Annotated in this window: 9 protein-coding genes and 1 pseudogene; 4 read left to right on the forward strand and 6 right to left on the reverse strand. The window is 70.7% G+C overall.

From position 1 onward, the window contains the following. Positions 1–245: 245 nt before the first annotated feature. The gene (locus tag EST54_RS31665) at positions 246–845 is read left to right on the forward strand and encodes a TetR/AcrR family transcriptional regulator (protein ID WP_129251143.1); all 600 of its coding nucleotides are present in this window, start codon (positions 246–248) and stop codon (positions 843–845) included. Positions 846–1,006: 161 nt separating this feature from the next. Then, positions 1,007–1,753 carry a bifunctional DNA primase/polymerase gene (locus EST54_RS31670; protein ID WP_129251144.1) on the forward strand — a complete coding sequence of 249 codons (747 nt, stop codon included), beginning with the start codon at positions 1,007–1,009 and terminating at the stop codon, positions 1,751–1,753. A 135-nt stretch (positions 1,754–1,888) separates the two neighbouring features. Here the strand turns inward: EST54_RS31670 and EST54_RS31675 are convergent, their stop codons facing one another. The 4 genes from EST54_RS31675 to efeO form a co-directional block, all read right to left on the reverse strand. After that, positions 1,889–2,764 carry a hypothetical protein gene (locus EST54_RS31675; RefSeq protein WP_244942652.1) on the reverse strand — a complete coding sequence of 292 codons (876 nt, stop codon included), beginning with the start codon at positions 2,762–2,764 and terminating at the stop codon, positions 1,889–1,891. Continuing rightward, positions 2,751–3,743, reverse strand: coding sequence for an iron uptake transporter permease EfeU (efeU, locus tag EST54_RS31680; RefSeq protein ID WP_129251145.1), 993 nt, complete (start codon positions 3,741–3,743; stop codon positions 2,751–2,753). Before efeU ends, EST54_RS31675 begins: the two co-directional genes overlap by 14 nt. Positions 3,744–3,810: 67 nt before the next feature. After that, a complete protein-coding gene (efeB, locus tag EST54_RS31685) occupies positions 3,811–5,142 on the reverse strand; it encodes an iron uptake transporter deferrochelatase/peroxidase subunit (protein WP_129251146.1) in 1,332 nt (443 codons plus the stop codon). A 28-nt stretch (positions 5,143–5,170) separates the two neighbouring features. Then, the gene (efeO, locus tag EST54_RS31690; RefSeq protein ID WP_129251147.1) at positions 5,171–6,325 is read right to left on the reverse strand and encodes an iron uptake system protein EfeO; all 1,155 of its coding nucleotides are present in this window, start codon (positions 6,323–6,325) and stop codon (positions 5,171–5,173) included. A gap of 375 nt (positions 6,326–6,700) precedes the next feature. Between efeO and EST54_RS31695 the strand changes: the two are divergent. Next, a pseudogene (locus EST54_RS31695) lies at positions 6,701–6,949 on the forward strand (PhzF family phenazine biosynthesis protein); the annotation flags it as partial. A 130-nt stretch (positions 6,950–7,079) separates the two neighbouring features. Here EST54_RS31695 and EST54_RS31700 read toward each other — a convergent pair. Both EST54_RS31700 and map read right to left on the reverse strand, forming a co-directional pair. Next, positions 7,080–7,769: a biliverdin-producing heme oxygenase gene (locus EST54_RS31700; RefSeq protein WP_129251148.1), complete on the reverse strand. Its 690-nt coding sequence runs from the start codon at positions 7,767–7,769 to the stop codon at positions 7,080–7,082. 158 nt (positions 7,770–7,927) lie between these two features. Beyond that, a complete protein-coding gene (gene map / locus EST54_RS31705; RefSeq protein ID WP_129251149.1) occupies positions 7,928–8,785 on the reverse strand; it encodes a type I methionyl aminopeptidase in 858 nt (285 codons plus the stop codon). 64 nt (positions 8,786–8,849) lie between these two features. Between map and EST54_RS31710 the strand changes: the two genes are divergently transcribed. After that, positions 8,850–9,092: a hypothetical protein gene (locus EST54_RS31710; protein ID WP_129251150.1), complete on the forward strand. Its 243-nt coding sequence runs from the start codon at positions 8,850–8,852 to the stop codon at positions 9,090–9,092. Positions 9,093–9,282 lie beyond the last annotated feature (190 nt).

Consider the following 9,282-nt stretch of genomic DNA (forward strand, 5'->3'; position numbering starts at 1 on the left):
GCCCCACACACCGGGGCACAGCCCACCCCCACCCGCCGAAGGCGAAACAACGACGCCGCACCGGCACGGACCCGCACCCGACAACGTCGCATCACCCCGCCGAAGGCGAAACGAACGACGCCGCACCCGGCACGGGCGCCGCACCCGGCAACGTGCGAATCCCGCCGCCGAACGCGGCCCCGCCCCAGCACACCCCGTCTCGCAGAGACGATACGTCTCGCCTCCCCCTGTCTAAACTGTCGGCCATGGCCGACAAAGCAGCCCCCGACCCCTCCCGCCGCAGCGAACGCTCCCGTCGCGCGATCTTCGATGCCGCCCTCGCGCTCGTCGGCGAGGTCGGCTACGACAAGCTCACGATCGAGGGCATCGCCGCCCGGGCCGGGGTGGGCAAGCAGACGATCTACCGCTGGTGGCCCTCCAAGGCCGCCGTGCTGCTCGACGCGTTCACCGCCGGCGTCGACGAGGACTACGCCAAGGGCCTGCCGGACACCGGCGATCTGGCCGCGGACCTGAAGTTCGTGCTGCGGGCGACCGCCGACGAGTTCAACGACCCGGTGTTCCAGGCCCCGTACCGCGCCCTCGCGGCGGCCGGCGCGAACGACGAGGAGCTCTCCCGCGCCTTCGTCGGCCGGCTGCTGGAGCCCGGCACCCGCGTCTATGTCGAACGACTGCGGGCGGCGCAGGAAGCCGGCCAGGTGGCCGCCGGTATCGACGTACGGGTGGCCGTCGAGATGCTGCTGAGTCCCTTCTCACAACGCTGGCTGATGCGGACCGGCGAATTGACCCACGAGTACGTCGACACCCTTGTCGACCAGGTGCTGTGTGGTCTGCGGCCGCGCGACTGAGCGCGCGGCCGGACGGCGTCGACGGCCGCGGCCCGTCGCCGATGACCCGAATTGCCGGTATTGGCCTCCCATTCGTTCACCCCGGATCTCCACACCGGTCACCCGGGGAGCAGGATGGTGGCAGCATTGATCCCAGACCACCGCTCGAAGTGAGGGGATAGATGGAACGCAAGAGCAGGTTCTCCCAGTGGCTGCGCCGGCCGAAGAGCGGATCGGACGGCGGCGATACGGACACGGGATCAGCGGCTGCGCGCAGCCGCGAGGACCTGCTGCTGGCGGCGGCCGACGCGGGCTTCCCGGTGGCCCCGGCGGCGCACCCCTCCGGCTACGGCTGTTCCTGTGAGCGCATCGGCTGTCCCACCCCCGGCCGTCACCCCATCTCCTTCGGCTGGCAGACCGTCGCCACCACCGACCGCGACAAGGTCGCCGCCTGGGTCCGCACCCTCCCGCAGGCCAACTTCGTCACCGCCACCGGCATCACCCATGACGTCCTGGACGTACCCGTCGAGGCGGGCCGCAGCGCCCTGGGGCGGCTGGACGCGGCGGGTGTCGACGTCGGGCCGATCACCCTCAGCGGCGGTGGCTTCGGCGACGGCCGGATGCTCTTCTTCACCGCCACCCGCGGCACCCCGGACGACGAGGACGAGTGGTGGCCGTGTGAGCTGGACTGCCACCCCGAGACCATGGACGAGCATCCGGGGATGCGCTGGCACTGCCGCGGCAGCTATGTGCTGCTGCCGCCCTCGACCCTGCCCGGCGAGCAGCCCGCGGTGACCTGGCTGCGCGGCCCCGAGCTGCCGCTGCCCGACCCGCTGACGCTGCTGGAGTCGCTCACCGACGCCTGCGCCGAGTTCAACGACCGCGAGCCGCATCACCACGAGGCCGCGGCCTGGCCGATCAGCCGCTGAGCGCACCCACCCGCCCAGCCGTCCGCACGCGGCGCCCGCTCCCTCCCGTACACCGAAGGGCCGCCGGGATCACCCCGACGGCCCCTTCCGTATCGAGCAGTTCCGCTCCGTATCGAGCAGTTCCGCGGACGGCGGCTACAGCGGCCGGACCGACGTCTTCGCCTCGATCCGGTTCAGTACCGCGACCTTCCCGCCGGCGCTCTTGGCCGGCACCGTGACCGTCTGGCCGGAGACGGTGGTGAAGGCCATCCGGTTGGTCTTCTTCGGCGGGCCCTCCAGGAGGCCCTTCAGCGCCCCCGACACCGTGATCGTCGCGCCGGCGAACACCGTCTTCTGCTGGTGGTACACGGTCGAGAAGAACACCAGCGCGCCGCCGTCCTCCGTCCGCAGCGCCACCGGCGGATAGTTCGCGGCGGTGTCCTCCCACATGATGCGCACGCCGGGCCGGTTGGCGTCCTTCGCCCGCCGGGCCCGCCAGCCGTCGGTGTCCCGGCCGGAGGCGAAGGTGCTGCCCTTGCCGGTGTTGAGGTAGTCCGCGTAGCTGCGGCTCAGCTTGCCGGGGTCGACCGTCAGACCGGAGTCCGCACCGGCCGGCACCGCCTCCGCGTAGCCGTTCCGGTCCGTCTTCAGCTCCGGCGCCTTGTTGCCGGGGAACGTCGCCAGATACACCGCGCGCCACTTCTCGTCGATGGCGTTGCGGCTGAACACCAAGAACCAGCGGGTGTACTGGCCGGCGGCGTTCTTGCGGTTGCTGGCCGCGTCCGCGACGAAGTACTTCGGCCAGCCCTTCTGCTGGGGCACGGTGAAGTGCGCGTCCTTGAACGCCAGCGCCGTGAAGCCCGGGTTGCCCTGCGGCCGGAGGGCGTGCGCCGCCTTTATCCCGGCCTGGTCGATGGCGAGCAGCGCGCCCCCCTCGAAGGAGGGATTGAGCTGGGGGGCGAGCTGACGGTTGGCCTTGTTGAAGCCGTCGGTGAAGTGCTGGAGCGCCTTGGCGCCGTCAGCCTTCGACACCGCCGGCAGCATCTCCCTCTCGCCGTGCACCGTCATGCACCCGCTGAGTATCACCATCGCCGCCGCTGCCGACGTCAGTGTTGCGGGCACCCGGAACGGCGACCTGCGTGTCATGGGGCTCGGGCTCCTTCGGGGCGACCTGGGCGGACCGGTTGGCCGCCGGGGTGGCACGATTCGGCGACACCCTACCGGGGGCGAAGAAGAACACGAGCGTGGGGATCAGATACAGAGCCCACACCGTGACCTGAAGAACGGTCGGGTCCGGCTGGAAGTTGAAGATGCCCTTGAGCAGGGTGCCGTACCAGCTGTCGGCCGGGATCTGTGCGCTGATGTCGAACGCCTGGGAGGTCAGCCCCGGCAGGACGTCCGCCTCCTGCAGATCGTGGAAGCCGTACGCCAGCACGCCCGCCGCGACCACCACCAGCATGCCGCCGGTCCAGGTGAAGAACTTCGCCAGGTTGATCCGCACCGCCCCGCGGTAGAACAGCCAGCCCAGCGCCACCGCCGTCAGCAGCCCCAGCAGCGCCCCGATCAGCGGCCGTACCCCGTCGTTGGCGGACTGGGCGGCGGTCCAGATGAACAGCGCGGTCTCCAGACCCTCCCGCCCCACCGACAGGAACGCGGTGACCACCAGCGCCACGGTGCCCATCTGCAGCGCCGCGTCCAGCTTGCCGTGCAGCTCCTTCTTCAGATGCCGCGCGGTGCGCCGCATCCAGAAGACCATCCACGTCACCAGGCCCACCGCGATGATCGACAGCGAGCCGCCGAGTGCCTCCTGCGCCTTGAACGTCAGGGTCTCGGACCCGAATTGCAGGGCCGCGCCGAACGCGAACGACAGGACCACGGCGAGCGCGATGCCGATCCAGACCGGGCGCAGCGCCTCCCGCCTGCCGGTCTTGACCAGATAGGCGATGAGAATGCAGACGACGAGGCTGGCTTCCAGTCCCTCGCGCAGACCGATCAGGTAGTTGCCGAACACGTCGGTTCCTTCCCTTCCTTCGTGCGGTTCATGGGGGCGGCGGTGTGCGTTTCCGGCGCCGGCGGTGTCAGGCGAACAGCTCCCGGCCCCACCAGTCGTCCGCGTGACGGACGCCCGGCGGCACCGCGAAGACCGCGGAACCCACGTGCTGGATGTACTCGTTGAGCGCGTCGTTGGCGGCCAGCCGCTTCTGGAGGGGGACGAAGGCCTGGCGCACATCGTGCTGGTAGGCGAGGAAGAACAGCCCCGCCTCCAGCCGGCCCAGGCCGTCCGTCCCGTCCGTGAAGGAGTAGCCGCGGCGCAGGATCCGTATCCCGCCGTTGGAGTCCGGGTGCGCGAGCCGGACGTGCGCGGTCGGCAGCATCGACTTCAGGTGCGGGGTGTCCCGCTCGTTCTTCTTGCCGACCGGCGCACCCTCGCCCTTGTCCCGGCCGAAGATGTCCTCCTGCTCCTTGCGCGAGGTGCGGTCCCAGGTCTCGATGTGCATCCGGATGCGGCGGGCGACGAGGTAGGAGCCGCCGGCCATCCAGCTCTCCTTGCCCTTCGCCGCGCCGTCCGCGACCCAGACGTGCTTGTCGAGCGCGGCGGTGTCGGTGCCGGCGAGATTGTGGGTGCCGTCCTTGAAGCCGAACATGTTGCGCGGGGTCTGCGCCTCCGGCGTCGTCGAGGACGTCTTGCCGAAGCCCAGCTGGGACCAGCGGATGGCCACCTTGCCGAAGCCGATCCGGGCCAGGTTGCGGATCGCGTGCACCGCCACCTGCGGGTCGTCCGCACAGGCCTGGACGCACAGATCGCCGCCGCTGCGCGACTTGTCGAGGTTGTCGCCGGGGAACTGCGGCAGATCGATCAGCGCCTCGGGCCGCCGGGCCTTGATGCCGAAGCGGTCCTTGCCGTCCTTCTCGAACAGCGTCGGGCCGATGCCGAAGGTGAGGGTGAGCCGGGACGGCGGCAGGCCGAGCGCCTCGCCGGTGTCGTCCGGCGGCGCCTCCGCCAGCCCGCCGACCGCGCCGTCACCGACCGCGTCCCCGGCCGTCATCCGCGCCGCCGCCTTCGTCCACTCCTTGAGCAGCGCGATCAGCTCGTCGCGGTCGTCGGTGGTGACGTCGAACGAGGCGAAGTGCAGCCGGTCCTGCACGGCGGTGGCGATCCCGGCCTGGTGCTTGCCGTGGAAGGCGACCGCGGAGCCTGCGGTCGCGTCCGCGCCGGCTGGCTGGGCGTCGCCGCCGGTGCGCAGCGCCGCCGCCGTACCGCCGGCCGCGACCGCACCGAGCGCCAGGCCCGCACCGCCCCAGCCGAGCAGCGAACGCCGGGAGGGCGCACGCCCGTTGCCGGTCTGCGCGGCCTGCTCGTCCCCGGCCGCGGTGCCGTCGTGCGTCGTCGTGCCGTTGTCGTGCGTCATGGTGACCCCCTGGCCTGGCGGCGGACGGTTACTTGGTGGTGGCTACGGCGGCGGCCAGCTTGGACAGCGGCTCGGCCAGCGCGTTGACACCGTCGGAGAGCTTCTTGCGCTCGCCCTTGTCGATCGTGTCGTACGAGACGAATCCGTCGGCGGACTTGCTGTCGCGGTGGTCGTCGAGCAGCTTGCCGATCGCCGTGAACTGCTTGTCCAGCTCCTTGGCGAGCGTCGGTTCGTTCTTGGCGACGACCGGCTTGAGCAGCTCGTACGCCTTCTGGGCGCCCTCCACGTTGCCCTGGAAGTCGACCAGGTCGGTGTGGCTGTAGCGCTCTTCCTCACCGGTGACCTTGCCGGTGGCCACCTCGTCGAGCAGCTCCTTGGCGCCGTTGGCCATGCTGGTCGGGGTGATCTCGGCCTTGCCGACCCGCTCCTGCCAGTCCTTGAGGTCGGTGATGAGCTGGTCGGCGAGCTTCTTGTCGTCCCCGGAGATCTTCTTCTTCTCCCACAGGGACTGCTCCAGCTTGTGCCAGCCGGTCCACTTCTGGCCCTGCTCCACACCGTCGGCGCGCACATCGACCTTGGGGTCGATGTCACCGAACGACTCGGCGACCGGCTCGGTGCGCTCCCAGCCGACCCGCGAGACGGCGTAGGCCTTCTTCGCGGCCTCGACGTCGCCGGCCTTGACCGCGTCGGCGAACTTCCGCGCCTTCGGCAGGGTCTGGTCGGCCTGCTCCTGCACGTACGTGCGGTAGGCGGAGACCGCGGCGTCCAGCTTGGGGTCGCGCTTGGCGCTCGCGCTCTTACCGCTGACGGTCACCTTCTGGCGGATGCCTTTGCCCTTCATGCCGGGCTTGCAGGCGATCTCGTACGAGCCGGCCTTGACCTCGGCGGTGATCTCCGCGCTCGTGCCGGGCCCGATGTTCTCCCGCTCGGTGACGATCCGGTCGCCGGGGGCGTAGAGGTACACCTCGGTGACCTTGGAGCCCTTGTTCTGCACGGCGAAGCGGACATGTCCGGCGGGGAACTCCTTGGCGGAGAGCTCACAGCTGCTGTCCGTGGCGGTCACCTCGACCGTTCCCTTTCCGCCACCGCCTTTGCCGTCGTTCTTCGCGGCGCAGCCGGCGACGGCGGTGACGGCCGTGGCCGCGGCTATGGCGGCAACGGCGGAGGTGCGAAGGGCTCGCATACGGGGCTCCAAGCGGGCTCGGATGTACGGGTTCGACGTACGGGAACGATAGAGGGTCACTGAGGTCGCCACTAAGGCAGCCCTAACTTACGTGAGGCTTACCTATTCCTGCCCACCGATTCCCGTGATCCCGCTCTCATGAACAACGGCCTGATTACGGATTGACATGTGCCGGGTCACGGGATAGTCATGCGCCGGTCAAGGTAAGGGCCGGTCCTGCCGGCCGGCCATGACGGGCGTGGTACGGGCGCATTCCGGTCCGCCGGGGCGGAATCCGCGCCACCGGGGAGGCGGTTGCGGGGCGGTGACGGGGCGGTTGTGGCGGAATCGGACCGCCCGGAGCGGCCCCGTCCCGGCCCGCGGTTCAATGGCCGGATGATCGATCTTGATGTGCTCCGGGTGTTCTGCGGTCCGGACGGGGGCGGGGGCAATCCGCTGGGCGTCGTCCGCGACGGGGCGGCCGTCCCCGATGCCGCGGGTCGCGCCGCGCTCGCGGCCGAACTCGGCTTCAGCGAAACCGTCTTCCTCGACGACGCGGCCCGCGGCACCGTCGACATCCACACCCCGTGCACCCGTCTCCCGTTCGCCGGGCATCCGTTGGTCGGTCTGGCCTGGTTGCCGCGTCTCCATCCGGACGGCAGCATCGCCGTCGGGGGGCGGGTGCGCCGCGGGACGCCGTAGCGCCCGCACGGCCGGACGGGCGGCAACGGGCGCAGGGTGGCCGGACACCGCCGGCCGAGGTCCGACGAGACAGCTAAGCGCTCAGCGGGAACTGCTCGCCCAGCTCGCGGAAGACCGCGCTGTTCAGGCGGAACGCGCGCTTGCACTCGTCGACGACGCGCTGCTTCTCCAGGTCGTCGACCGGCAGCGCGTCCAGCAGTGCCCGGTATTCGCGCTTGAAGGCGGCCGGGTTGGGGATGCCCTCGAAGACGTAGAACCGCACGCCGTCTCCCTTGCGGGCGAAGCCCCAGGTCTTCTCGGCGGTGCCGCGGATGATCTGGCCACCGGAGAGATCGCCGAGATAGCGGGTGTAGTGGTGGGCGACGAAACCGCCCGGCCAGGTGTGGGCGCAGGCCGCCACCCGGTCCGCGTAGGCGGCGGTGGCCGGCAGGGGCGCGAGGCCGGTGCGCCAGCGGGGCCCGCCGAGATGGGCGAGATCGCGCTCCAGCTCGGGGGTGCGGGCCAGCTCCGGCCGGAGGAAGGGGCCCGCGACCGGGTCGGCGGCGAGCGCGTCGGAGACGTCCTCCAGGGCCCGGTAGACGAACCACAGTTGCTCGGTGTAGCGCCGGTAGGCGGGGATGCCGAGCCCGCCGCCGAGGAGATCGCTCATGAAGGAGGAGTTCTCGGCCTCGGTGTGCTGCTCGTGGGACGCGGTGCGGATGACCGTCGAGAACGGGGTGGACGGAACGGCCGGTGCGGACGGACGCGGGCTGGACGCTTCCAAGGCGGGCCTCCGGGGACCGAGGGGCGGACGGGAACGGGCCGGCGCGGAGTCTCGCCACTGCCGAGGCTCAGCCGACGCCACCCGTTCCCGACGTCCTGTCGCTACCCAGCCTACGCCCGTTCCCGACACCTTGTCGGTAAAGAGTGTCCCCGCTCCCGTCAGGGCAGCGTGAGGATCTCGGCCCCGGTGTCCGTCACCACCAGCGTGTGCTCGAACTGCGCGGTCCGCTTGCGGTCCTTGGTCACCACCGTCCAGCCGTCGTCCCACATGTCGTAGTCGTAGGACCCCAGCGTCAGCATCGGCTCGATCGTGAAGGTCATGCCGGGCTTGATGTCGGTGGTGTGATGCGGGCTGTCGTAGTGCGGAACGATCAGGCCGGAGTGGAAGGAGGAGTTGATGCCGTGACCGGTGAAGTCCCGCACGACTCCGTACCCGAAGCGCTTGGCGTAGGACTCGATGACCCGGCCGATGATGTTGATCTGCCGGCCCGGCTTGACGGCCTTGATCGCGCGGTTGAGCGCCTCACGGGTGCGCTCGACCAGCAGCGTGGACTCCTCGTCCACGTCGCCGCACAGGTAGGTGGCGTTGTTGTCGCCGTGCACACCGTTGATGTACGCGGTGACGTCCAGGTTCACGATGTCGCCGTCCTTGAGGACGGTCGAGTCCGGGATGCCGTGGCAGATGACCTCGTTGAGCGAGGAGCACAGGGACTTGGGGAAGCCGCGGTAGCCGAGGGTGGACGGGTAGGCGCCGTGGTCGCACATGAACTCGTGGGCGACCCGGTCCAGTTCATCGGTGGTCACGCCCGGCGCGATGAGCTTGGCGGCCTCCGCCATCGCCTGCGCGGCGATCCGGCCGGCGATCCGCATCTTCTCGATCGTTTCGGCGTCCTGCACCTCGGGCCCCGTGTAAGGGGTGGGCGCATCCTTCCCGACGTACTCGGGGCGCGGGATCGAGGCGGGGACGGGGCGGGTGGGGGAGATCTTCCCCGGAACAAGGAGCGACTGGCCAGACATGTCAGCGAGTGTATCCGCGGGCCGTCGGGCAGGATGGTGGCACAAACATCCACAGGAGGCGGCAATGGCGCTGTTCAAGAGGCGTACGGTCGGCAAGCCGGGCGAGTGGTTCTACTGCCTCAACCACCAGACGGTCGAAGAGGGGCCCGAGTGCCGCGCCGCCGACCGCTTCGGCCCGTACGCCACCCGGGAGGAGGCCTCGCACGCCATGGAGACCGCCCGGGAGCGGAATCTGGAGTGGGACACCGACCCGAAGTGGCACGACAAGGGCGCGGGGCAGGGGACGGGCGGCGGGGAGGACGAGTAGCGGGCGGGCGGCAGGGGCCTCCTGACCCCGGCCGCCCGCCCGGCCCCGTTCATCGGACCGACACCGGGTCCGTGTCCTGGGTGCCGGCCCCGGGGCGGCCGCCGGCGCCGGCCCGGTCGTCCGCCCGACCGTCGGCCGTAGCGCCCCGATCGTCTTCCGCAACGGCCCGGCGTTCGCGCATCCGCCGGGC

The sequence above is a fragment of the Streptomyces sioyaensis genome, from assembly GCF_004122735.1.
Taxonomy (GTDB): Bacteria; Actinomycetota; Actinomycetes; order Streptomycetales; family Streptomycetaceae; genus Streptomyces; species Streptomyces sioyaensis.

Bases quoted from the DNA above. Each gene is read 5' to 3' on its own strand.
- EST54_RS31710 (WP_129251150.1), top strand. From the start codon at position 8,850: ATGGCGCTGTTCAAGAGGCGTACGGTCGGCAAGCCGGGCGAGTGGTTC.
- EST54_RS31665 (WP_129251143.1), top strand. From the start codon at position 246: ATGGCCGACAAAGCAGCCCCCGACCCCTCCCGCCGCAGCGAACGCTCC.
- efeB (WP_129251146.1), bottom strand. From the start codon at position 5,142: ATGACGCACGACAACGGCACGACGACGCACGACGGCACCGCGGCCGGG.
- efeO (WP_129251147.1), bottom strand. From the start codon at position 6,325: ATGCGAGCCCTTCGCACCTCCGCCGTTGCCGCCATAGCCGCGGCCACG.
- map (WP_129251149.1), bottom strand. From the start codon at position 8,785: ATGTCTGGCCAGTCGCTCCTTGTTCCGGGGAAGATCTCCCCCACCCGC.
- EST54_RS31670 (WP_129251144.1), top strand. From the start codon at position 1,007: ATGGAACGCAAGAGCAGGTTCTCCCAGTGGCTGCGCCGGCCGAAGAGC.